General features: G+C 67.4%; 19 protein-coding genes and 1 pseudogene. 8 read left to right on the forward strand and 12 right to left on the reverse strand.

Annotated elements, in window-relative coordinates; translation table 11 throughout:
- Positions 1-1,449: a hypothetical protein gene (locus GJ654_RS12975; protein WP_155446574.1), complete on the forward strand. Its 1,449-nt coding sequence runs from the start codon at positions 1-3 to the stop codon at positions 1,447-1,449.
- Between the two features lie 325 nt (positions 1,450-1,774).
- On the opposite strand, the gene GJ654_RS12980 is transcribed toward GJ654_RS12975, so the two are convergent.
- The 3 genes from GJ654_RS12980 to GJ654_RS12990 form a co-directional block, all read right to left on the reverse strand.
- Complete coding sequence (locus GJ654_RS12980) at positions 1,775-4,141, reverse strand: GDYXXLXY domain-containing protein (RefSeq protein WP_196305546.1); 2,367 nt, start codon at positions 4,139-4,141, stop codon at positions 1,775-1,777.
- A gap of 201 nt (positions 4,142-4,342) precedes the next feature.
- Positions 4,343-4,960: a 2-hydroxychromene-2-carboxylate isomerase gene (locus GJ654_RS12985; RefSeq protein ID WP_155446576.1), complete on the reverse strand. Its 618-nt coding sequence runs from the start codon at positions 4,958-4,960 to the stop codon at positions 4,343-4,345.
- Positions 4,961-5,079: 119 nt separating this feature from the next.
- Positions 5,080-5,499 (reverse strand): MerR family transcriptional regulator, encoded by a 420-nt coding sequence (locus tag GJ654_RS12990; protein ID WP_196305547.1) that lies wholly within the window; start codon positions 5,497-5,499, stop codon positions 5,080-5,082.
- Between the two features lie 257 nt (positions 5,500-5,756).
- Here GJ654_RS12990 and GJ654_RS12995 point away from each other — a divergent pair, with 257 nt between their 5' ends.
- Positions 5,757-10,217 carry an SEL1-like repeat protein gene (locus GJ654_RS12995; protein WP_155446578.1) on the forward strand — a complete coding sequence of 1,487 codons (4,461 nt, stop codon included), beginning with the start codon at positions 5,757-5,759 and terminating at the stop codon, positions 10,215-10,217.
- Between the two features lie 56 nt (positions 10,218-10,273).
- On the opposite strand, the gene GJ654_RS13000 is transcribed toward GJ654_RS12995, so the two are convergent.
- Positions 10,274-10,873 carry a superoxide dismutase gene (locus GJ654_RS13000; protein WP_155446579.1) on the reverse strand — a complete coding sequence of 200 codons (600 nt, stop codon included), beginning with the start codon at positions 10,871-10,873 and terminating at the stop codon, positions 10,274-10,276.
- Between the two features lie 168 nt (positions 10,874-11,041).
- Here GJ654_RS13000 and GJ654_RS13005 point away from each other — a divergent pair, with 168 nt between their 5' ends.
- Entirely contained in the window at positions 11,042-11,920 is an 879-nt protein-coding gene (locus GJ654_RS13005; protein WP_155446580.1) for a hypothetical protein, read from the forward strand.
- A gap of 270 nt (positions 11,921-12,190) precedes the next feature.
- On the opposite strand, the gene GJ654_RS13010 is transcribed toward GJ654_RS13005, so the two are convergent.
- Positions 12,191-14,275, reverse strand: coding sequence for a S9 family peptidase (locus tag GJ654_RS13010; RefSeq protein ID WP_155446581.1), 2,085 nt, complete (start codon positions 14,273-14,275; stop codon positions 12,191-12,193).
- Between the two features lie 450 nt (positions 14,276-14,725).
- On the opposite strand from GJ654_RS13010, the gene GJ654_RS13015 reads away from it, so the two are divergent.
- Entirely contained in the window at positions 14,726-15,145 is a 420-nt protein-coding gene (locus GJ654_RS13015) for a MucR family transcriptional regulator (protein WP_155446582.1), read from the forward strand.
- A gap of 150 nt (positions 15,146-15,295) precedes the next feature.
- On the opposite strand, the gene GJ654_RS13020 is transcribed toward GJ654_RS13015, so the two are convergent.
- Complete coding sequence (locus tag GJ654_RS13020; RefSeq protein WP_155446583.1) at positions 15,296-15,610, reverse strand: hypothetical protein; 315 nt, start codon at positions 15,608-15,610, stop codon at positions 15,296-15,298.
- Positions 15,611-15,886: 276 nt separating this feature from the next.
- On the opposite strand from GJ654_RS13020, the gene GJ654_RS13025 reads away from it, so the two are divergent.
- The 3 genes from GJ654_RS13025 to GJ654_RS13035 are packed head-to-tail and all read left to right on the forward strand — an operon-like array spanning position 15,887 to position 17,839.
- Positions 15,887-16,765, forward strand: coding sequence for a sensor histidine kinase (locus GJ654_RS13025; RefSeq protein ID WP_155446584.1), 879 nt, complete (start codon positions 15,887-15,889; stop codon positions 16,763-16,765).
- Positions 16,758-17,507: a peptidoglycan-binding domain-containing protein gene (locus GJ654_RS13030; RefSeq protein ID WP_155446585.1), complete on the forward strand. Its 750-nt coding sequence runs from the start codon at positions 16,758-16,760 to the stop codon at positions 17,505-17,507. Before GJ654_RS13025 ends, GJ654_RS13030 begins: the two co-directional genes overlap by 8 nt.
- A complete protein-coding gene (locus tag GJ654_RS13035; RefSeq protein WP_264586069.1) occupies positions 17,507-17,839 on the forward strand; it encodes a DUF1491 family protein in 333 nt (110 codons plus the stop codon). The genes GJ654_RS13030 and GJ654_RS13035 overlap by 1 nt, the downstream gene beginning before the upstream one ends.
- Before the next feature lie 130 nt (positions 17,840-17,969).
- Here GJ654_RS13035 and GJ654_RS13040 read toward each other — a convergent pair whose 3' ends face one another.
- The 3 genes from GJ654_RS13040 to GJ654_RS13050 all read right to left on the reverse strand — a co-directional run bounded on the left by GJ654_RS13040 (position 17,970) and on the right by GJ654_RS13050 (position 20,787).
- Positions 17,970-18,407, reverse strand: a complete 438-nt coding sequence (locus GJ654_RS13040) for a hypothetical protein (protein ID WP_155446586.1) — start codon at positions 18,405-18,407, stop codon at positions 17,970-17,972.
- 92 nt (positions 18,408-18,499) lie between these two features.
- Entirely contained in the window at positions 18,500-19,606 is a 1,107-nt protein-coding gene (locus tag GJ654_RS13045) for an AI-2E family transporter (RefSeq protein WP_155446587.1), read from the reverse strand.
- A gap of 56 nt (positions 19,607-19,662) precedes the next feature.
- On the reverse strand, positions 19,663-20,787 hold the full coding sequence (locus GJ654_RS13050; RefSeq protein WP_155446588.1) for a DUF2336 domain-containing protein: 1,125 nt from the start codon (positions 20,785-20,787) through the stop codon (positions 19,663-19,665).
- Between the two features lie 228 nt (positions 20,788-21,015).
- On the opposite strand from GJ654_RS13050, the gene GJ654_RS13055 reads away from it, so the two are divergent.
- Positions 21,016-21,198 carry a hypothetical protein gene (locus GJ654_RS13055; protein ID WP_155446589.1) on the forward strand — a complete coding sequence of 61 codons (183 nt, stop codon included), beginning with the start codon at positions 21,016-21,018 and terminating at the stop codon, positions 21,196-21,198.
- A gap of 28 nt (positions 21,199-21,226) precedes the next feature.
- Here the strand turns inward: GJ654_RS13055 and GJ654_RS13060 are convergent, their stop codons facing one another.
- The 3 genes and pseudogenes from GJ654_RS13060 to GJ654_RS20820 form a co-directional block, all read right to left on the reverse strand.
- A complete protein-coding gene (locus tag GJ654_RS13060) occupies positions 21,227-21,838 on the reverse strand; it encodes a DUF1254 domain-containing protein (RefSeq protein ID WP_155446590.1) in 612 nt (203 codons plus the stop codon).
- A complete protein-coding gene (locus GJ654_RS13065; RefSeq protein WP_196305548.1) occupies positions 21,835-22,404 on the reverse strand; it encodes a DUF1214 domain-containing protein in 570 nt (189 codons plus the stop codon). The genes GJ654_RS13060 and GJ654_RS13065 overlap by 4 nt, the downstream gene beginning before the upstream one ends.
- Before the next feature lie 79 nt (positions 22,405-22,483).
- A pseudogene (locus GJ654_RS20820) lies at positions 22,484-22,755 on the reverse strand (hypothetical protein); the annotation flags it as partial.

Consider the following 22,755-nt stretch of genomic DNA (forward strand, 5'->3'; position numbering starts at 1 on the left):
ATGTCGAGAAACGCCGGCTCCTCGGCTCCCTGGCGGATCGGTCTGGCGTTGAGCCGCCAGGCGCGCGACGCGTTGCGCGGCGGCGCGGACCCGCGCGAAATCTTTTTTCAGCCCTTCCGGTCGGCCGAAAGCCCGCTCCTCCTCGTGAGCGTCGGCATTTGGCTGATGCGGCCCGACCTCCAGGCCGCGTTCGATCTTGAAAGCGTGGAGGGCCAGACGCGCTTCCTGGCGTGGCAGGTGGATTATGGCGTCAACGAGTATGCCGTGTTGCGCGAAGCCTTCGCCCGGCCGGACGTGCGCGGTCTCTATCTGAAGACGCCGGCCGAGGCGCCGCCGCTGGCGTCCGCTGTTCCGGCCTCCGGCGGCGTCAATCTGGTCGGCCATCTTCGCGCGCGGCTCGGCATTGGCGAGGACGCGCGTTGCGCGGCCGCCGCCCTGACCGCCGCCGGCGTCCCACATGTGCTGATCGACGCGCCGGCCGGCGCCGACATCGGCGCCGAGCCGCACGTTTTTGGCGCCGAAATCGTCGCGGCGCCGGTCCATGCGACCAATCTGCTGTTCCTGTCGGCCTGGGAGACGTTCCGATATTTTTGCGTTCATGGCTCATCGCTGTGGCGCGGACGCAAGACCATCTGCGTCTGGCCCTGGGAGTTGCCGCAATGGCCGGAGCCCCTGGCGTTTTGCACGCTGCTGGCCGATGAAATCTGGGCGATCAGCGGTTTCGTGCGCAACGCCTTTGAACTGCGCTCGCCGGTTCCGGTGATTTCGATGCCTTCGGCGGTGGTGGCGACGGCGACGGCGGATCGCGCCGCCTATGGGCTTCCGGACGACGCCTTCGTGTTTGTCAGCTTCTTCGACGGCAACTCGTCCTTTGCGCGAAAGAATCCGGCGGGGGCGATCGCCGCCTTTCGCACCGCCTTTCCGCTTCCGGATTTTTCGGTCCGTCTGGTGGTCAAGGCGATGCGGGCCGGGGCGTCCCCGGACGCGTGGCGGGATCTCCAGGCCTCCGCCTGCGACGACCCCAGGATCGCCTTTGTTGACGAGGAATGGCGCCGGGACGAGACGCTGGGCCTGATCGCCAGTTGCGATTGCCTGGTGTCGCTGCATCGCGCCGAGGGTTTTGGACGGCCGATCGCCGAGGCCATTTTGTTGCGCCGTCCCGTGGTGGCGACCAAATGGTCGGGCAATCTCGATTTTCGCGACGAGGGTCTGCAATATCTGGTTGACGCCGACCTGCGCCCGCCCCCCGCTGGCGGCTATGCCTGGGGCGAGGGACAGGTCTGGGCCGAGCCCGATTCGAAGGCGGCGGTCGACGCGCTGCTGGCCGCGGTCCGTGGCGCGCGCCTGGCGCCGCCCCCTGGGCCGGCGTTCGATCCCGCGACGGTTGGCGTCCGCTACCGCGCCCGGCTGGAGGCGCTGGGCGCGCTGGAGTCGGGGAGCCGTTCGTAACGTTTGGGCGCCGGGGCGGGCGGCTCCGGACATTCCCGGCTTCGCCTGCGGACGGCAAGAGCGTTTTCAAGCGAAGTGGATGCCGGTTCGCGTGAAGACAACGCGTAGAAACAAAAGACAAGAGCGTTTTCAAGCGAAGTGAATGGCGGTTCGCGTGAAGACAACGCGTGGAAACAAAAGACAAGAGCGTTTTCAAGCGAAGTGGACGCTGGTTCGCGTGAAGACAACGCGTGGAAACAAAAGACGAGAGCGTTTTCAAGCGAAGTGGATGCCGGCTCGCGTGAAGACAACGCTCACCATTTTGATTTCGCAAACGTCGCGACGCTCATGGCAGGACTCTCAGGTTCTGGTCGGCAAGCCCGGTCAAGAACAACGTGCCATCGGCGCCAACGCGGAACTGGCCGAATTTGGCGCCTACAAAATCCTTGCCGTGACCTTCCTCGAAGAACCACGCGTCCGAGCCGACGAACCAGCGCCCTGACTTGCGGCGCAGTTTCACAATGACCTGTTCCGGGCTAACGGTTTCGCCGGGCGCAGAAATCCTTTGCAGGGTCGCCACCCCTCGCGAATCCACGTCGGCGATGGCGCGGGTTTCGCCTCCCGTGTTCGACGCCGGGAGATGGTCCGTGTCGAAGGCGATGGCCATGTAGTCGCCTTGCACCAACGAGCGCGGATCGACCGGCCGCAGAGCGATGAAGATGATGCGGCCTTCGCGCAAAACCGTTTCGGCCTCGCGCACCGTCACGCCGGCGAGTCCTGCGGTCGCCGCCGCTCCGAGCGCGATCAGCGCGACCGCCGCGCCTCCGATCGGCGCGGTCGGCGTGGAGGCGTCTCGCAAGCGCGTGAAAAATGCGACGCCGCCGAGCGCCGCGCCCAGCGCCATGAGCACGTACGCTTTTTGCGTCAGCGGCCAGTCGAGCGCGTAATAAAACGCGCTGACGATCCAGATCGCCGCGATGGCGGCGGCGCTCGCCAAGGCGCGCAAATCCGCCAGAATGGCGCAGGCGAAGATCGCGAGGGCGGCGCCGAGCGTCGGAGACCGGAAGGTCAGGGCGACGGCGCAGGCCGCGGCGGCGAAGCCAAGCGGCGTGCGCAGGTCGGCGCGTCGCCCGAGCAGGACGCTCACGCCGGCGAGCCCGAGCAGGATCGATGCGATCTGGGCGGGGCCGCTCCAGGGCGATTGGAAAAAATCAGCCAACGCGCCGAATTCGCCGGCGCCGGCGCTGGCGAGGAAGGGGCGCCCGGCGAGCAGCATCAGCGCCAACAGTCCGGCGGTGGTCCAGCCGACGAAAAACGGGCGCGCCCGGGACGCGCCGGGCTTGCCGGCCGCGAGGGCGCCGCCGCCGGCCGCCGCGGCGAGCGAGGCCAGCGCCACGGCCGCTTCCGTGCGTCCGTCGATGTGAGGACCGCCAAGGAGATGCGCGAGGATGCCGACCACGGTCGCGCCCATCGCGCCGAAGCCGAACAGCGCGCGCATCCAAGACGCGGGGACCGCGAACGCGACCAAGGCGGAAAGCAGCGCCAGCGCGAAACCGGCGTCGCGGTCGAACCATTCGAGGGCGGCGTAGCCGACCAGCGCCATGCCGACGCCAGCCGCGATCAGGCCGAACATCTGGCGGAAGCCGAACGCCACGCCGCCGCGCAGGATGAAGACGGCGATGGCCAGCGTTGCGCCGCCGATCAGGGCCGCGAACGGTGGCTCTTTCGCCAGCGCATCGAAAACAAGCGTGTAAAGCATCATCAGCGGGAACGCCGCCAGCAGCGCGCCCAGGCCGCTGAGGGCGGCGAGCGGCCAGGACCGCCCCCCTTCGTCGGCCGAAGCGGCGGTTCGCAGGTGGATGATCCGCAACACCCAGACGCTGCCCACGACGATCGCCGACGCGGCGATCGCCACCAGCATGACAGCGGGAATCGTGAAGGATTTGTCGAGCACGATGAGGATGCGGGCGATCAGCAGAGTGTCGATGGCCGCGAAAGCGCAGGTCAGCAGGCCGAGGTCGAGAGGTTTGAGCAGGATGAGCGCGCCGCTCGCGAAGACCAGGACCAGCAAGGAGGCCAACAGCGCGGCGTCGCCGCGCGCCGCGCCGTTGATCGCGCCGTCGAGGCCGACGAACGCGAACAGGCCGATGGCGGAGACGCTGGCGAGGCGGAACGACCAGTTGGCGCGCCCGACCAGGCGACGCGTCGGCGACTGGGGACACAGAAAGGCCGCGAGCGCCAGAGCCAGCCCCCAGGACGGCAGGACTTCGCCAAAGGCGAGTTCGGGATGCTCCTGCAGGCGCCAAAGCCCGATCGCCGCCGCCGCGACCAGCGTCCATAAAACCCAGACGGCGTCATGCCTCGCGGCCAGCGCGAAGGGCAAGGCGAGCGCCGACCACAGCGCGAACAACTGCCAGGCGTCCGCGCCGCTCGGATAGATCTGGCCGATCAGCGCCAGCACTCCGCCCGTCGCGCCGTTGGCGAGGAGGAGAAATGGCGGACGCGCGCGCGGCGCACCCGCCGCTATGACGCAAGAACCCAGCAGCAGACCGCCGACGACGCCGATTTTCGTCAACCGGTGGAAGTCCGCCCAGTTGGCGGCGATCCAGCAGAAAACGCCGAAGGCGAACAAGGCCGCTGCTCCGACCGTCACGAGCAGACGGAGCGACCGAGCCGGAATTTGGGTCGATGGATCGAGCGGCACACCTTCCATTCGCCGATATCCTTGCACGGTCGCGATGGCCCGCCAAGATGAGGGTTGACCGATCGGAGTCATCAAATCGTGAGGGCTTCGAGGCGCGAGGACCATCGTCAAGACTGCGCAGAACGTTCCGGAGCTGGTCGTCATCACGGCGACGCGCCCGCGGTCGTCTTATTCTGCTTCCGCCGGACGTGTCCGCAGGTTCGGCGCGCTTCAGTCGGGAACGACAAACGGCGCGCGGCCGCTGGTCAGGGCGTCGTCGAGCAGGTCGAGACGGTCCTGCCCCCAAAAAATCTCGCCGTCGAGCACATAGCTCGGCGAGCCGAAAACACCGGATGCCAGCGCATGCGCCCGGTTCTCGTCGTAAATCGCCGCAACCTCCGAAGTCCTCGCGCGAAGACTCCAGGACGGATCGTCGCCGCTTTCGCGAAGCACGGCCGCGATGTCCTCTTCGTCCGCCATGTCGCGGTTCTGCTCGAAAATCGCGGCGAAGGCGAGGGTGATGAAGGCGCTCGCGTCCTTCGCCTGCGCCATGGCGCAGATCACGCTGTCGGCGTGCGCGGGATCGAAGGGCCAGAAGCGCGGCCGCAGGTGAAAATTCAGCCCGCGCTTGTCACGCCAGCGTTGCAGCTCGATCATGCGGTAGGCTTGGCGAGACGGGTGGCGCTTGGGCAGGGGCAGGCCGCCGGATTCCGGAAACACGTCCATGAGGTTCACGGGGCGGTAGTCGAGCGCGAGCGCGTGTTTGGCCGCCAGCCGCAGCAGTTCGGCGTGGCCGATATAGGCCCAGGGCGACAGCAGCGAGAAATAGACGGTCAGACGGCGTCCCATTGCAACACCCCCTTGAGGGACGTCACTCTATCACTTTACGCCATGGACCGGAGCAAGAAAAAGCCCGCCGGAGGGCTACGGCCTCGGGCGGGCGCATTGCGCGCGCATTCCAATCGCTCTCAAGCGGCGTTGGTCACCAGTTTCTGATGGACGGCCCGCAGTTCGGCGATGGCCTGGTCGAGATCGGCGCGGCGTTCTTCCAGATGACGCAGCTGCGAAAGCACCATTTTTTCGTCCAGGGCGAAATCGCCGGCCTTGGGTCCGCGTTCCTGTTCGGCTTCGAGCAGGTCGGCGATCTCGGTGAGGGTGAAGCCGAGATGCTTGCCCTTCAGAATCATCTGAAGACGCACTTTCTGCGCGCCGTCATAGAAGCGCGCGCCGCCGCGACGAATCGGCTTCAGCAGGCCCCGCTGCTCGTAAAAGCGCAGGGCGCGAAGCGTGACGCCGTAAAGGCGGGAAACTTCGCCAATCGTGAGCATTTCCGGACTGTTGGCGTCAGCCTCGAATGTCGGGCTGTGAAGCAGGGCGCTGGCGTTCATTGACGTGATCCTCATGGTTGTCGAATCGATACGCGCTACACGTAAAGGTTGTATCGCACGTAAATTCCGGTTGCAATCCCCTTTGGTAAGCATTTTCGCAAGGAGCCGGGAAAACCTGGGTTAACGGCTTGTTTACCGTAAACGGAGAAAGTTGCGCTGAAGGCTCGTGGACCGGCGCCGCTGGGTAAAGCGCGCAGGCCCGCGCGAGTCCTCAAGCGGCGCGCCGGATTCAGTCCGGAAAACCTGAGTTTTTGGCGATGAGCAGAGCGTTACCCTGGAGCATAAAGGGCGTCGATTTCGACGCCCGCGAAGCGGCGAAGGAGGCGGCCCGCCGCGACGGGCTCTCGCTCGGCCAATGGATGAATCGCGCCATTGCGGAACGCGCCGCCGAGACCGGAGCCGACGGTCAGGATTTCGACGCCGACGAGCGGCTGGAGGCGGTGGCGGCGCAGCTCGCGCGCCTGAGCCTGGAAGCCGAGACGGGCGCGCGCGGGCGAGGCAAGGGCCGCGAGAGCCGCGACGAACAAGCCAAAGAGCGTCCAGCGCCCCCTCAGCGCGCGTCCGACGAATGGGACGACCCGTTCGGTGGGGAGCTCGAACCGCGCAAGCGCCCGGCGCGCGAAAAAGCGCCGCAGCGGCAGGAGCCGCGGGAGCCCCGCGGCGGCGCGCGTGAAACCGTCGACGCCGAGGCGCTGCTGGAAAAGGCCGTCGCCGCCTTCGAGAGCCGCACTGAGCGCGCCGAGGCCCGCGCGGCCCGCGCCCTGGCGCAGGTCGCCGAGCGCATCGACAGCGCCGAGACCGAGCGCGTCGAAATGCTGGCGCAGGTCGACAACCGCCTCGCCGAGCTGGAGACGCACCTTCGCAAGAAGCCGGATGTGGAGCCGCTGCGCGGCGCCCTCGGCCGTCTCGAAACCCGCATCGAGGAGCTGGCGCGCCGCGAGCCCGAGCCGCGCGACGACGAAACCCTGCGCAAACTGGATCGTAAATTGTCCAATCTCATTTCCCGCGTCGAACGCGCCGAAACCGCCCCCGCCACCGAGCGTGACGAACATTTCGCCCGGCTCGAAAAAAGGTTCGACGCGCTGCTCGCGCGTCTCGACCGGCCCGCGCCAGTTCGCGCGGAGTCTGCGCGCGCAAGCGGCAGGCGGCCCGACGTCGAGCAGGCCATCGCCGAGATTTCGGCGCACCAGCGCGCGCTGGACGCCGCGCCGCGCCCGGCGGCGCGCCCGCAGCCAGCGCCCGAAAAAACCAACGTTTTCGACGAGCGCTTCGACGTTCTCGCGCAAAAACTCGAACGCATCGTCCAGCTCGGCGCCGCGCCGCACGAGGATCGCCGCATCGACCGGCTGCAGAGCGGCATCGAGGGCCTGTCCAAGCGCATTGAGGACATGCGCGGCGAATTCTCGGCGCTCAGCGGCGGCGCGCGCGACCAGGTTTCGCCGCCGGTCGAAAAGGCTCTGCGCGACCTGTCCGCGCGGATCGAGACGCTGGCGACGGTCGCGGCCGCGCCGAGCGCGATCAAGGATGTCGCGGGCTTGCGCGGCGAATTGTCGGGCCTCTCCCGCTCGCTGGGCGATCTCGCCCCGCGCGGCGCGGTGGCCTCGCTGGAAAGCGCCATGCGCGAGCTGGCGAATCGCGTCGAAAACACCCGCTCCACCGTCGAGCGCGTCGCGCAGACCCGGGGCGGGCCCGAGACGGAGGAACTCGGCCGCCAGCTTGCGGAAATCACAAAGGGCTTGCACGACGTCGCCCCGCGCGGCGCCGTGGCCGGCGTCGAAGACGCCTTGCGCGATCTTTCCAGCCGAATCGAGGCTGCGCGCGAACTCATGGCGCGCGCCAGCGAACGGCAGCCCGACTTCGCGCCGGCTTTCGATGCGCTGAATCGGCGGCTGGCCGAAATCGGCGGCGGCTTGAGCGAGGTCGCGCCGCGCGGCGCCGTCGCCGCCCTTGAGGAGGCGGTGCGCGATCTGGGCGTTCGCATCGACACCGCCCGCGAGATCATGGCGCTCGCCAGCGAACGCCATCTCGACGCCGCGCCCGATTTCGACGCGCTGAACCGGCGGCTGGCCGAAATCGCCAGCGGCTTGAGCGAGGTCGCGCCGCGCGGCGCCGTCGCCGGGCTTGAAGACGCCATGCGCGACCTGAGCGTGCGCTTCGATTCCACCCGCGCCTTCATCGAGCGCGCCCCCGCCGGCGCCAGCGCCGCCGAAATCGAGGCGCTCGGGCAGCAGGTTTCGGCGATGAGCCGCGCGCTGAACGATGTCGCGCCGCGCAGCCAGATCGCCGCGCTTGAACTGGCCGTGCGCGAACTGGGCGCCCGGCTCGAGCGTTCGCGCGACGAGGGCCTGCGCGACGCCGTGCTCGCGCCCATCGAGACGCTGGCCGCCGACATGCGGCGCGCGGTCGCCGACATCGGCGCCTCCGCCAATCTGGACGCGGTCGGCCGGCAGATCCATGCCCTGGAGGAAAAGATCGAGGGGCTCCGCCAGAATGGCGCCGAGCGCGGCGAATTCCTCAACGCCTGCGATCAGTCGGACGCGCTGCGCGCCAGCATCGCCGCCGCGCTGGAGCGCATGGAGCCGCTGGAGCGCATGGAGCGGCAGGTCGCCAGCCTGACCGATCGCCTCGAACTCCTCTCGCGCCAGTCGAACGAGGCGCGCAGCGCCCAGGAAAGCGGGCTGGCGCGCAACGAAGCCAATTGGCGCGAGATCGGCTCGCGCCTCGACGATCTCGCCATCCGCATCGACCGCGCCGCCGACCAGCGCCACGACGCGCATCCGGGCGAGGAGCGCCGCTTCGATGAAATCTCGCGCCGGCTGGACTTCATGCATCAGGCGCTCGCCGAGCGCATCGACGGCGCCTCCGGCGGCGCCCCGCAGGGGCAGCCGGGGCTGGAGCCGCTGCTGCGCGCGCTCGCCGACCGGCTGGAAACCGCCATGGCGCCGCAGGCGGACGGGCGCGCCATCGAGGCTTTGGAGCGCCAGATGGCGGAGGTCACCGAACGCCTCGAGCGCGGCGCCGCGCGCGGAAACATGCAGTTGCAGCAGGCGCTGGCGGATCTGGCGGCGCGGCTGGAGCAGGGGCGCGAGAGCGACCGCGAGGTCGCTCGCGAAGTGGCGCGCGAAACCCTGCGCGAGGCGCTGGCCCATCTGCCGGGCGCCGATGGCCTCGGCGAGCAGGCCGCGCGCGAAATCGCCGAATTGCGCGAAAAGCACGAACATTCCGACCGGCGCGCCCAGCAGACGCTTTCGGCTGTGCACGAGACCCTGGAAAAAGTCGTCGACCGGCTCGCCATGCTGGAGGAGGATGTTCAGGAAACGCGCGCGGCCGTTCCCGCCGCCAGGGCGGAAGCCGAAAATGGCACGCCGCAGGGTTCGCGAGACGTCGATTCGGCGCCGCGTGTCAACGCCTACGACCTCGACGATCCCGATTCCCTGCTGGTCGAGCCCGGCGCCGGACGTCCCATGGCCTCCCCGGCGGGCCGCGGCGCGGCCGAAGCGGCGATGCTAAGACTGTCGCGCGAGGACGAGGAAGCCCTGTCTTCCGACGCGCCGCGCGGCGCCAATTACATCGAAGTGGCGCGTCGCGCGCTCGCGGCCCGCGCCGCCGCCGACGCCCAGGCGCGGGCCGAGGCCCAGCGCGCGCCCCGCGGCGTCGGCGCCGCCGCCGAACGCGCCAAGGAAAAATTCGCGCGTCCGCTCCTCTCCGGCGAGAAACGCGCCGGGGCGCGCACCGGCATGCTGCTCGCGGCCGGCGCTTCCGTGCTCGCCCTTGGCGCGGTCCAGCTTTACCGCATCGCTCTGTCGCCGTCCGACGCCCTGGCGCCGGCGACCCCTGCGGCGGTCGAAGCGGCGCCGGCCTCGGCGCCCGCCGCCGTTGCCGCGCCGGCTGTCGATCCGTCCTCGGCGGCCGCGCCGATCACCGCGCCCGCCGCCCCGGCGGCGCCGGCGACGGTCGCGCCCTTGGCTCCCGCCACGGGCAAGCCGGCGCCGGGGGCCCGCACCAGCCTGCCGGATCCCCTCGCGGTCGGCTCGATCGGGCCGCGCGCCAACATGGGGGCGATCCAGGCCGGCGCCCAGGCCGCCAGCCTTCAGGAGCAGGCCGAGAAGGGCGACGTCGCCGCGCAGTTCGATCTCGGCGCCCGCTATGCCGATGGCCGGGGGCTCGATCGCGACCCCGCCGCCGCGATCCAGTGGTTCGAAAAGGCCGCCGCGCAGGGCCAGGCCCAGGCCGAATACCGCCTGGGCGTGATCTACGAAAAGGCGATCGGGGTCGCCCGTGACGCGAAAAAGGCGCGCGACTACTATGAAAAGGCCGCGACCCAGGGCCATGTGCGCGCCATGCACAATCTCGCGGTGATCGAAGCGGAAGGGGTGGACGGCAAGCCCAATTATGGCGCAGCGGCGCAATGGTTCCGCCGCGCCGCCGAATACGGGGTTCGCGATAGCCAGTTCAACCTCGCCATTCTCTATGCGCGGGGCATGGGGCTGACGCAGAACATGACGCAATCCTATGTCTGGTTCGCGGCGGCGGCGAACCAGGGCGATTCCGATGCGGCGAAAAAGCGCGACGAGGTCGGGGGGCGGCTGTCGGCCGACGAGCTGGCCTCGGCGAAGAAACAGGCCTCGGCCTTCAAGGCCCGCAGCGCCGATCCGGCGATCAACGAGCCGCCCGTCGTCGCCGCGACGCCCCGCCCGCAGGCGTCGGCGAAGATTTGACTTTTGCAGACCAAAATTTGGGGCCGCCCTTTTGGGGCGGCCCGTGTCGTTAAAGCCTAGCCCATGGCCTTTTCGTACTGAGCTTCCACGTATTCCCAGTTCACGAGATTGCCGAGCACGGTCTTGATGAAGTCGGGGCGGCGGTTGCGGTAGTCGATGTAATAGGCGTGTTCCCAGACGTCGACGGTAAGAATCGGGCTCGCGCCGTGGATCAGCGGGTTTTCGGCGTTGGGGGTTTTCGAAACCGCGACTTTGCCGTCCTTGACCTCAAGCCAGGCCCAGCCCGAGCCGAATTGCGTCACGCCGGCCTGCGCGAGATCCTCGAGCGCCTTTTCGACCGAGCCGAACGCTTCCACCAGCGCCTTTTCCACCTTGCCCGGGACCTTGCCGCCGCCCGCGGGCTTCAGATATTTCCAGAATTCGGCGTGGTTGTAGATTTGCGCGACATTGTTGAACACCGGCGCGCTCTTGCCGTGCGACCCCTTGATCACCTCCTCGATGGACTTCCCTTCCCATTCCGTCCCCTTGATGAGGTTGTTGGCGTTGGTCACATAGGCGGCATGGTGCTTGTCGTGGTGAAACTCCAGTGTTTCCGAGGACATGTACGGCGCCAGCGCGTCGTAGGCGTAGGGAAGGGGATCGAGCGCGAAGGACATGTATTGCTCCTGAACGAGAAAGCGGACGTCTCAAGGTAGGGAGCGGGTGCGATTGAGGCAAGAATGCGGGCGCCGAAAGAAGGGGCCTCATGGCGCGCCGAGCTTAACAAATTTGCGGCTTTGTGCTCAATACGTGGTGTTTGAGGCATCAAGAGAGGCGTCGCGCCGGTGAAAGTGGAACGCACGTTGGTCGCCCTGGGGCTGGTTTTGGCCGTCACAGGGATCGTGGTCGCCGTCAACGGCTATGTTTACGTAAATGTCGATCGGGGGCCGCCCTTGATGGTCTCGGGGACGCTGCTCCTCGGAATCGGCCTTACCCTCGCCGCGCTGGGTTTCATCTTGCGCGAGCTGCAAAAGATTTCCGCCGACGCGTCCAAGGCCGCCTTGCTGCTCGCCAAGGCCCGGAACGGGATCGCGGCCGAACCGCCCGCCGCCGCCAAGCCTTTGCCGCCGCTCTCGCCGTTCGAACCGCCCGCCGCCGCGCCCCTCGCCAGCGAGCCGGAGCCGCCGCCGGCCAAGGCCGCGGAAGCCGAGCCGCCCGCGCCGCCCGCCGCTGAAAAGCTGCGCCGCCCCTCTCTGCCGCCGGCGCTCGCGCCGCGACCGGAGCCGGCCGCCAAGTCTCTGGAGTCGTCCTCGGCTTTCTCCTGGATGCTCAAGCCCAATCCCGCCGAAAAGCCGGCCGCCAAGGCGGAAGAGGACGATTGGCTCGACAAGGCGATCACCGCGGAGGCCGACAACGCCAAGCGCCCCGGGACGGAAGACGAGAAGCCCCAGGACGAACCGGAGGCCTCGCCCGTGCGCGAGGTGCAGCAGGTGATCATGCGGGAATTCGGCCTGCGCGACGATGAAGCGCCGAAGGCGTCCGAGCCCGCTCCGGCCTCCAAGCTGGAGGTCATCGGCAATTACGAGGCCCATGGCGCCCATTACACCCTGTATGCGGACGGCTCGATCGAGGCCGAGACGCAGCACGGGGTCTATCGCTTCGGCAGCATCGAGGAGCTCAAGCGGTTCATCGAGGGGGAGGAGACCGAAGGCGGCAAGTCCTGACCGCTGATAAGGTTTCCGCAAGATCGCTTCGCGATCCGCGAAAACGAAATCGCACGGAAATCCTTCAGGCGAAGGGCGGATTTCCGCGCGTGCGGAATACGATTTCCGAACGGATCCTTCGGAAATCGTATGACATCCGAGTCTCACGAGGCGGTCATTCGACCGCCCCCAGTTTGATGACAAAGTCCCGTTTCGGTGGCCATGGTTCGAGACGACCGCTTTCGCGGCCTCCTCACCATGAGGGGGGCTATGGCAAGAAGTTCGAGGCGGTCATTTGACCGCCTCTATGGCGAACGCGTAGCGCCAGGCGATGTCTTCGAGTTCGTCGTAGCGTCCCGCAGCGCCGCTATGGCCCGCATCCATATTGGTCTTCAGCAGGATCGGGCCGCCTCCGGTCATCACGTCCCGCAGTTTTTGCGCCCATTTGGCGGGCTCCCAATAGGTGACTCTGGGGTCGGTGAGCCCGGCCTCGATCAGCATGGGCGGATAGGTTTGCGCCCGGACGTTGTCGTAGGGCGAATAGGCGCGGATCAGTTCGAAAATCGCGGGGTCGCGCAACGGATCGCCCCATTCCTGCCACTCGACCGGGGTCAAGGGCAGGGTGTCGTCGCAGATGGTGTTGAGCACGTCGACGAACGGCACTTCGGCCAGGATGCCGCCGAAAAGCTCGGGGGCGATATTGGCGACCGCCCCCATCAGCATGCCGCCGGCCGAGCCGCCCTCGGCGACGATCTTTCCCGGCGCCGTCAGGCCGAGCGCGCAGAGATGGCGCGCGCAGGCGAGATAATCCGAAAAGGTGTTGGGTTTTTCCCGCAGCTTGCCCGCCTGCTTCCAGCGGTCGCCCAATTCGCCGCCGCCGCGCACATGAGCGGTGGCGTGGACAAAACCCCGGTCGATCAAGCTCAAAATGTTTTCGTCGAAGCGGTCCGGCAGCGCCACGCCATAGGCGCCATAGCCGTAGAGCAGCACAGGCCCGGGTTTTTCCGAGCGGTCCTTGCGCCAGACCAGGGCGAGCGGAATTTTTTCGCCGTCCGGCGCCGTCGCCCAGTCGAGCCGCGTCTCGTAGCGCGAGGGGTCGTGCCCGCTCGGGATGCGCTTCTTCTTGACCAGCTTGCGTTTACGGCTGCGCAGGTCGATGTCGTAAGTTTCGTCCGGGTCGATCGGGGTGGAAAAAGTGACCCGCGCGACGGGCTCGAAAAAATCGAAATTGCGTTCGAGCCGCAGGTGGAGCACGGGCGCGTCGAATTCGACCGCGAAGGGCTCGCCCCCTTCTGGCTTGGCGACCAGCCGGGGGCGGCAGGCCTCGCGCTCCAGCCAGACCAAATGGTCGGCGAACACGGTGGCGTTGAAAATCACTTTTCCCGCACGATGCGGCGCCTCCTCGCGCCAGTTTCCGCTGTCGAGTTCGTCGAGGCCAATGCTCAGGATCTTGAAATCGAAGGCGCCGTCGGCGTTGGTGCGCATGTAGAGCCGGGTGAGGCTCGGCTCCACGTCATAGACGAGCCCCGGACGGCGCGGCAGGATTTGTCGCGGCGGCGCTTCGGGGTGTTGCAGGTCGATCAGCCAGCTCTCGGAGCAATCGTGGTCGCTGAGGTTGACGATGGCGTGGCGGCGCGAGCGCGCGCCGCGCAGATGAACGAACAGCGCGGGGTCGCTTTCCTCGAACAGGACGAGGTCGTTGGCGGGGTCCTCGCCGATCCGGTGCAGGCAGATCGCGCTGGTGCGAAAATCGTCGTCGAGGCGCGTGTACAGAAACGCCTTCGAATCGCAGGTCCAGACGATGGTTCCGTCGGTGTTTTCGACCATGTCCGCGCCGTCCGCGCCCGTGGCGAGGTCGCGCCAGGAAATCTTGTGCAGTTCCGAGCCGCGTTCGTCGCGGCTCCAGGCGAGGAAGCGATGGTCGGGTGAATGAAGGGTTTCGCCGAGGCTGAAATAGTCCAGGCCCTCGGCGCAGAGGTCGCCGTCGAGCAGCAGGATTTCGTCGCCGCCGGGCGCCTTGCGGCAGACAAGCTGATGCTGGCCCGCCTCGCGATAGCGGTTGTAATACAACCAGTCGCCGTCGCGGGCGGGCGGGTCCGAGTCGGTCTCGTCGATTCGCCCGGCGAGTTCTTCTTCCAGCAGTTCGGCGAGCGGCGCCAGCGGCTTCAGGACGGCTTGCGTATAGGCGTTCTCGGCGTCCAGCGCCGCGCGAATCTCCGTGGGCAGCACGTCGGGGTCCTGGAGCGCCTCGCGCCAATTCGTCGCACGCAACCAGCCGTAATCGTCCCTCAGCGTTTTCCGGTGAAATTCTTTTGAAGCAGGACGTTTTTCCACACGCGGCGGCGCGATGTTCCGGCTTTCGGCAAAGGACGGCATTGTTTCGGTTCTCGACTGGTGTGAACAATTGGCGGTGACAATGTCGCGATTCGGCTGATTCGCCAAAACGCGAGCCCCGGGGCGACACAACTCCGTCGGCGAATATTTTGACCCGCGACATTCGCACGCAACAGCCCTTCGCCTAGGCTTGACAGGACAGAAGATCGGGTCCGCATCCCGCCCCAAGCCTCATCATTCCTGCGGTTTATTTGCGAACCAGACTGGAATTCTCTGGGTGTTCCGCGCCGCACAAACAACAACAGAAATAAATTCCGGGATTACCGAAAGAGAGATATTGCGCACACCCTTTGCTTGCTCTATCTAGAAGATGTTGGACGATATTCGAGGAAAGATCGAATCGTATTGGCGGCCGTGGGCGTCGCCATGGCCCTGTGCTGGGCGGTCTTCTCGAAAGAACTCTCGGTCCATCGTAAGGAAAGTTCACGACCTATGAGCGACGCACCCTCGAACAATTATATCGAACTGGCGGCGGACATCGTTTCCGCCTATGTCAGCAATAATTCCGTTCCTGCATCCGATCTTCCAACATTGATTAACGATGTTCATTCCGCGCTTTTGCGCGTCACCAGCGGCGTGGCTCCGGTCATTACCGAGGCGCCCAAGCCCGCCGTTCCCGTGAAGAAGTCGATCACCAACGACTACATCATCTGCCTGGAGGACGGGAAGCAGTTCAAGTCGTTGAAGCGCCATCTGCGCACGCAGTACAACATGTCGCCGGAAGACTATCGCGAGAAGTGGGGCCTCGGCGCGGATTACCCGATGGTGGCCCCCAATTACGCCAAGGCGCGTTCGCATCTCGCCAAGCAGATGGGCCTCGGCCAGCAGCGCCGCCGCGTCCGCGCGAAGTAATCCGGCCTGAAATTCTGAAACACATGACGGAGCGCCTGGAGCGTTTTCGAGCGAAGTGGATGCCGGTTCGCGTGAAGAAAACGCGTAAAGACGAATAACTGGGGCGCGTTGGGTGAACGGGAGTTCACCCAACGCGCCCCGCTCCGTTTTTCATGCGCCGTCCTTCTTCGCGCGGGGCAGGCGCCAGGCCGGCGCGCGATCGGCGTCGCGCAAGGTGTCGCCGCCGGCGGGTTCGTCCGCCGGGCGCGCCGGCGCCATCAGGCCTCCCGCCTTCGCGGCGAGCGCCAGACAGGCCGCCGTATTGTCGCGGCACGACGCGACCGCGCGGTCCTTCAATTGCTCGGCGCCCGCGGTGAGGCCGTCCCGCGCCGGTTGCGTCAGGCTCGCGAGGCTCAAGCCTTCGCGATCGGAAATCTGGCTGACGACCAGACCGAGCCAGAACAGGCAGCGCAACAGGAACGACATTTCGCTCTCCCCGAACTTCAGGATGTCGCCAGCTTACCCGCGATACATAGATATTAATTCAAGGCTTTCGCTCAAATTGCGGGCGCGCCGTTCATCTGTGATTCACCACGCGCCGCAACAATGCGTTAACCATGGCGCCAGAATGCGCCACGGGAACGAGGCCGCTCCGGGCGCGCGTTTAGAGTTCCCTTAGAGCCGGGGCGCAGATTGGTCGGACGAGGATCCAAATCCGCGTTTGACATCAGGGCGATCCATGCCGGTTTCGAGGCGCGACTCATGAGCGACTATCGCCATCCCCCCGCGACGGGCGGCCCCGCGCGCGTCGGAACGCTCGCCGCCGCGGACGCCTCGGACTGGCGCCAGCGCCTGCTCGCCAATGTCAGCCACGAATTGCGCACGCCGCTCAACGCCATCATCGGCTTCTCCGAAATGCTCGCCAATGTCGACCTGTCGCCCAGGGACCCTGAGCAGCAGCGCGAATATGCGCGGATCATCAACGCCTCCGGCCAGCATCTGCTCAGCGTGGTCAACACCATCCTCGACATGTCCAAGATCGAGTCGGGGGTGTTCGCCATCGAACCGGAACATTTCGACCTCGCCGCGCTGATCGATTTCTCCTGCGATCTCGTCAAGCTGAAGGCGCAGGAGAAGACCATCGAACTTCTCGCCGCCTGCGCGCCAAAAATGGGCGAGATCGTCGCCGACAAACGCGCCTGCAAGCAGATCCTGCTGAACCTTCTGTCGAATGCCGTGAAATTCACGCCGGAGGGCGGGCGCGTCACCGTGTCCGCGCGCCGGGAGGGGGCCAGCGTCGTCATCAACGTCTCCGACAACGGCATCGGCGTCACGCCGGCCGAATTGCAGCGGCTCGGCGACCCCTTCTACCAGGCGCGCGCCACCTATGACCGGCCCTACGAGGGCGCCGGGCTCGGCCTGTCCATCGTGCGCGGCCTCGTGGCGCTGCATGGCGGCGCCATCAGTTTCGCCAGCGCGCCCAACGAGGGCGCGAGCGTCACCGTGCGCCTGCCGTTCGATTGCCGCGAGGCCAAGCGCGCCGACGCGCTTTCGGCGCGCATCGAAACGGTTTCGCGTCCCGAGGGCGCCCAGAAAACCCATCCGCTTCATTCGCATCATCAGGTGAAAAAAATTGCGTGAGATCGCCGCAGCCTCCGACTTCGACTTCGTCGCCTCGGAACCCGCCCCCGCCCGGCAAGCGAGAGCGTCAAAAAAATCGCGCGCGAAAAAAACGGGCGCGCCAAACTGGCTGAGCCGGGTGTGGACGTGGCGCACGCCGCTGTTCGGCGGCTTCGCCTTCGTGCTGCTGTTGGCGGCGATCGGGGTCAACGCCATGTTTCTCCAGCACGGCCGCCATCCCGCCCCGCTGATGAGCTCGGTGCTGCGCATCGAACCGCCGAAGGCGGAGCCCGCGCCCGTCGCCAAGCCCGCGCCGGTCGCCAGGGCGGAATCGAAGCCTGCGCCGTCGGCCATCGACGAGGTGCTTTCGGCGCCCGCGCCGGTGGCGAAACCCGCCGCCGCGGTCAAGCCCGCCAAGCCCGCCCAGGCGGTCGCGCCGGCTCCTGTTGCGAAAAGCGTTGCCGCGCCGGCCGCCAAGATCGCTCCGGCTCCGGCTCCCGCAGCGCCCAAGCCCGCGGCCAAGGCCGATTCGATCGGCGCGCTGATGGACAAGGCGGCGCCGGCGGTTCCCGTGAAATCGGTGACATCGGCGCAGAAGGCGCTGAACAAGCTCGGCGCGCATGTTCCGGCCAGCGGCAAGTTCGACGACGCCACCCGCAAGGCGGTTGAAAAATTCCAGCGCGACAACGGTCTGCCGGTGACCGGCGAACTCACTCCGAAACTGCGGCGTTTCCTCGCCTTGCAGGCGGGTCTGCCGGAATAGTGCGGCTTCGCTCGGACATCTGGGTTTCGGCCTATCTGCGCCGCTGCGCCGTCGAGGGCGCGGCGGCCTATTTGCGCCGGCGCGGCGCCGAGTCGGCGGGCGCCGTTTTCGTCAAGATCGACCGGCTCGACGGGTCTTGCGCGCTCTTTGGTCCCGCGCCGCAGAGCGAGGTGGAGCGGGGGGACCGGCTGTTCTCACGGGTTCATCGCGAGGACTGGATCGACCCCGCCGACGCGGAGGCGCGGCTGGCGCGCGAACAAAAATTCGATTCGGACCTGTGGATCGTCGAGGTCGAGGACCGGCAGGGCCGGCATTTCTTGGACCTCGCGTGACGGCTCATACGGTTTCCGCAAGATCGCTTCGCGATCCGCGAAAACGAAATCGCGCGGAAATCCTCCAGGCGAAGGGCGGATGTCCGCGCGAGCGGAATACGATTTCCGAACTGATCGTTCGGAAATCGTATTATCGGCAGATCCAGACAAAACCGATCGGGCTCGGCCGCCAGCAGGAGCCGACGCCATAGGCCCACCAGCGTCCGCCATACCAGCGCCGTCCCGTCCCGTACCAGCGTCCGCCGTAATAGCGGCCGCCGATGCGGTGACGGCCGGCGACCGGGCCGCGATGAACGACCACTGCGCGGCCGGCGTAACCGCGGCGCACGCCGCCCCCGCGAACGCCGTGGCCGCGGTGAGCCACGCCCATGCCGCCCCGATGGACGCCGCCTCCATGGAAGCCGCCGCGTCCGCCGCCGCCGCCGCGTCCGCGCGCGAGCTCGATGTTGGAATCCGGCGCCGCCGCGATCATCGGTTGCGCGGCGATCGGCAGCGCGACGACCGGAACAATGTCCGCCATCGCGAAGGCGAAGGCGAAGCCAAGAGATATGAGTTTACGGCCAAGCATTGGGCTGCTCCGGTCAATGAGGAGAGGGAGCAGAATAGGACATGGTTATCGCTCACGTCTGATCACGATGTTGTGATCGCCGCTGGCCGTCATCACTGCGGTTCGCCGCTTGGCGACGCCTCTCCAAAACTCTCATCCAATTCGCTGGTCCAGGCCATGAGCAGTTCCCAGATCACCGCCAACACGATCGGTCCCAGGAACAGACCCGTGATCCCGTACGAAATCGTTCCGCCGATGACGCCGATCAGGATGACGAGCATCGGAGTCGTGAGGCCGCGGGCCATCACGAGCGGCCGCAGGACATTGTCCATCAGGTTGACGGGAACCATGTAGGCCGTGAACAAAAGCGCCGAGGTCGTATCCAGCGCCGACCAGGCCCAGACGATCGAGGATATGATGATGGGCGCCGGACCGATCTGCACGATCGCCAGGATGAGACACGCGGAGGTGAGCAGGCTCGCGCCGGGGATGCCGGCCATCGAAAAGCCGATCCCGGCGAGCAGGGACTGAAGAAACGCTATGCCGATGACCCCGCGCGACACCGTGCGAATGGTCGAGGCGGCGAGGACCAGCAGGCGTTCGCCCCTGTCCGAAGCGAGCCGGAGCACGAATTTTTGCGCCGCCGCGACAAACGCGGGGGCTGGCGCGAACAGAAAGCCGGCCACGATCACGGCGGCGAAGAATTTGAGAACGCCCACGCCGGCGCCGGTCGCCATCCCCAGCATGGCCCCGCCGACCGGTTTCAATTGCGGAGCGATCTTGGCGAAGGCCTCCCGCAGGTTCGTCGAGGCGAGATCCCAGAACTGGTAGAGCGGTTCGCCCACGACCGGCCAGTCCTTCACGCGCGGCGGCGGCGATGGAATCGACCATTCGTCGGCCGACGACGCGAGGGCGCGCAGGCTGTCGACCAGGTCGAGCGCCAGCCAAGTCGCCGGCCCGATGATCACGATCAGGCAAAGGACGGTCAGCAACGCCGCCGCCAGGTGGCGTCGGCCGCCAAGTCCGCGGACCATCCGCTCGTACGCCGGATAGAGCGCAACGCACAGAACGACGCTCCAGGTTCCGATGGTGAGAAAAGGACTGATCAGGACATACGACCAGTAAAGCAGGAGCGCGAGTACGCCCAGCTTGGCGGCCAGTTCGGTTCCATCGCGCGTCAGGCGGTCGAGACCCAACGCCTCTCGTGATTCTGTGCTCATGCCCGATCACATCACGTACGGCGAAACGCGACAAGCGCTGGCGTGCGGGCTCGCGGCTAGGTTTTCGCCGCGCCGCGCGCGGCGAGATAATCCCGCAAATCCTTCGACGACTCCGGCTCCGCGTTCGTTATCCGATGGGCTGGCGCGGCGCGCCGTCCCTGCTGGCGGGTCAGCGCGGCGGCGAGGCGGGAGTCGCCCGAGACCGCGCCGATCACACGCGCGGCGTCGCGTCGCGGCAGCGATTCGTAAAGCTTCATGTTGCGTTCGAAAGCCGCGCTCTCCATCGCCACCTTGGGGAAGGCGATGAGAAAAATGCGCGCCGCGATCTCGCGCGGCAGGCCCATGGCGATGAAGGCGATGGTCAGTGCGTCGCCGCTCTCCTCCTCGACGAGGCGTCGGGCGCAGAGCGGATCGATGCCGATGATCTCGGCGAGCAGCAGCGCGAAAGCGCCGCGCTTCTGGCGCAGCGCGGCGCCTTCCAGCCGCGCGCAGGCCTCGGCGTCGAGCTCCGCCATCGCATCGGGGCGGCCGAGCCCGGCCAGGCCCGCCTGCCGGGCGATGCGCAGCAGCGCGCCGCGCTGGTCGGCGTCGGCGGCGAGATAAAGCGGCAGGTGATCCAGGCTCAGGCTCCCGCGCGCCAACAGGGCGCGCGCGAGGTCGAGATCCTCGCGGCCGCGCGAGATCAGCAGGCGCAGGTTCTCTACGGCGAGCGGCGCCGCGGCGTTGGCGGCCAGGGCGCGCGCCACCTCGCGCTCCGGGCGTCCGGCGAGGAGCGCGGTGATCTCGCGGTCGAGATCGGCGCGCGCGGCGAGCGCGCAGGCCTGGTCGCAGGCGCCGCTCGCGGAGATCTGGCGCAACTCCGTCCAGGGGATCTGGCGGTTGTTGGTCAGCACTTCCTGCGCCGCCGCCCCGCCGCGCGCCTGGATTCGGCGCAGCACGTCCGGCGGCGCGTCGGCGCACTGGGACAGCTTTTGCGCCACGATCTGGAGCGTGGCCTCGTCGGCGTCGTCGATCAGGCGGCAGGCCATCTCCTGGTAGAGGTGGATTTCCTGGGGTGTGTGGCTGGCGTGCAGGACGAACAGGTCCGTGGTGACGCGCAGCAGCACGGGCCGCATTTCGGCCGGTCTGGAGTGCGCGGAGGCGGCGAGATCGCGCAAACGCGCGTAAATGTCGGGGGGCATGGATCGATCCACGAATTTGGGATTCGCAGGGATGCTAGGCCAGCTTTATTGACACAACATTAACCATAAGCCGCTTAAATGAACGCCGTGATCCAGATCGGGAAGGAAGGGTTAACCCCTCGCGTTTTCGATGGACGCGCGCCGGCCGAGCGGCGCGGAATTTGCAATACCAGAACGAGCGGAGCGAATTCAACGACTGGCGCGCGCCGCATCATCAAGGGAACAGCGATGGGCCAGATCATACCCTTTCGATGCGAGAGGCGCCGCCGCGCGCCGCCCGCGGCCGACGCCGCGCCCGGCCAGGGCGCGGAAATCCTCTTCTTTCTCGGCGTGCGCTATTGCCGGGATGACAACGGCGACAACGAGCCCAATCGTCCCTCGTCGCGGTCGCGCCGCAAGAAGCGCGCCTGAAGACTTTCAAGACTTGCCTGTTGCGCCGTCATGAGGGCGGCTTTTCCTCCTTGCATTCGAATCCGGCGCGTTGCGCGCCAATCGCTTCGGCCTCGCCCTGGCGCAAGGCCAGCAGTCGGAACAGCGCGAATCCCTTCGGCGCCGGCGACACCAGCCGCAATTCGGCCGCTTCCGCTGCGGCGCGTTCCGCTTCGTCCAGAGTCTCGCGCGATTCGTCGATGGCGTCGGCCTGCGCCCGCGTGACGATCAGGATGTTGAAGCGCCCGTGCGGCGTCTGCGTGTCCGCCCCGGAATAAAGGATCGCGCCATTGGCGAGACGCACCGAAACCGACAGGGGATGATCGCCGTCGGCCTGGGCGCGCAGGCGCAGCGGACCCTCGTTCAGATCGAAGCGGCAGGCGGCGAGGAAGGCGAAGGGATCGGAAAACGGCGGCCCCGGATTGTCCGGCGTGGCGCGCGGCAGCAAGCGGACCTCGCCGAGCGGAAGGTTTTCGGCGAGACGGCGATAGGCGGAATTCGGCGCGAGGCTCGGCGTCGCCAACAGGGTGATCAGATGCACGGCGACCACGCCGAACGCCAGCCCGAGTCCCCAGGGGATCAGCGCGACAAGGCGGTCGATTCGCTCCTCCCGCGCCTTCACGAACAGTCCCCGCGCGTAATGGTCGGCAGGCTCAGGCCCTCATAGGCCTTGGACAGCGCGCTGGCGCCCGCCTGGTAGAGGCGCAGGGCCAGGAAAAAATTCGGGTCATCCCCGAGCGGCAGCCAGTTGCCCGGACGCGCCTCGCGCGCCGCCTCAATGACGAAATCGCCGCCGCTGGCGCGCAGCAGGCCGGCGGAGGTCAGGCCGTGGCGATCCGCGACATTGGGCTGCGGCCGTCCGTCGATCCGGTACACGGCGAGCGTCCACACTCGCGCCGGCAGATCGGTTCCGGCGAGCCGATAGGCGCAGCGCGTTTCGAGCGGCGCGCCCAGGTCGTCGGCGCGGGCGACAAAAAGCAGGCCTTCGTTGACGCCCATCGGCGCGAGGCCTTCCGAGGCGACCACGGCGCGCTCGTAGGGATCGATGTCGGCGCCTCCGAGATGCGGCCAGGTGGTCCAGGGCCCGAGCCGCACGCTGTCGAACCCCGGCTCGCCGCGCAGGGCGTAGGCGGTGGCGGCGAGTCCCAGTCCCAGGGCCGCAAACACGACAATGATCAGCGCGCGCAATGAATCGGATTCCCAAGACGACCGCGTCTCCCGAAATAGCCGCCCACAGGAAAAAGTCGAGCGATTTCGGCGGAAGGGGTCAGTTTGCGCGCGCCGGCGGCGCGGCGTCGGCGTCGGACCCGCGCCACAGGCGCGTGACGCCGGCCATGGCCTTGCCGGGCAGGCTTGCCGCCGCCTCGCCCCAGCCGGCCGCTTTTTCGCGCATGGTCTTGGTGTCCGGCCAGCCCGGCTTGGGCACGGAGAGCCCGAGAACTTTCCATTCCTCATTCCGCTCGGGCTCGGCGGCGACGGGCGCGGGCGCGGGCGCTGCGGCCGGCGCGGTCGGCCGCGCAACCGCGCGCGGCTCCGCGC

This window comes from Rhodoblastus acidophilus (assembly GCF_009720655.1).
GTDB classification, from domain to species: Bacteria; Pseudomonadota; Alphaproteobacteria; order Rhizobiales; family Beijerinckiaceae; genus Rhodoblastus; species Rhodoblastus acidophilus_A.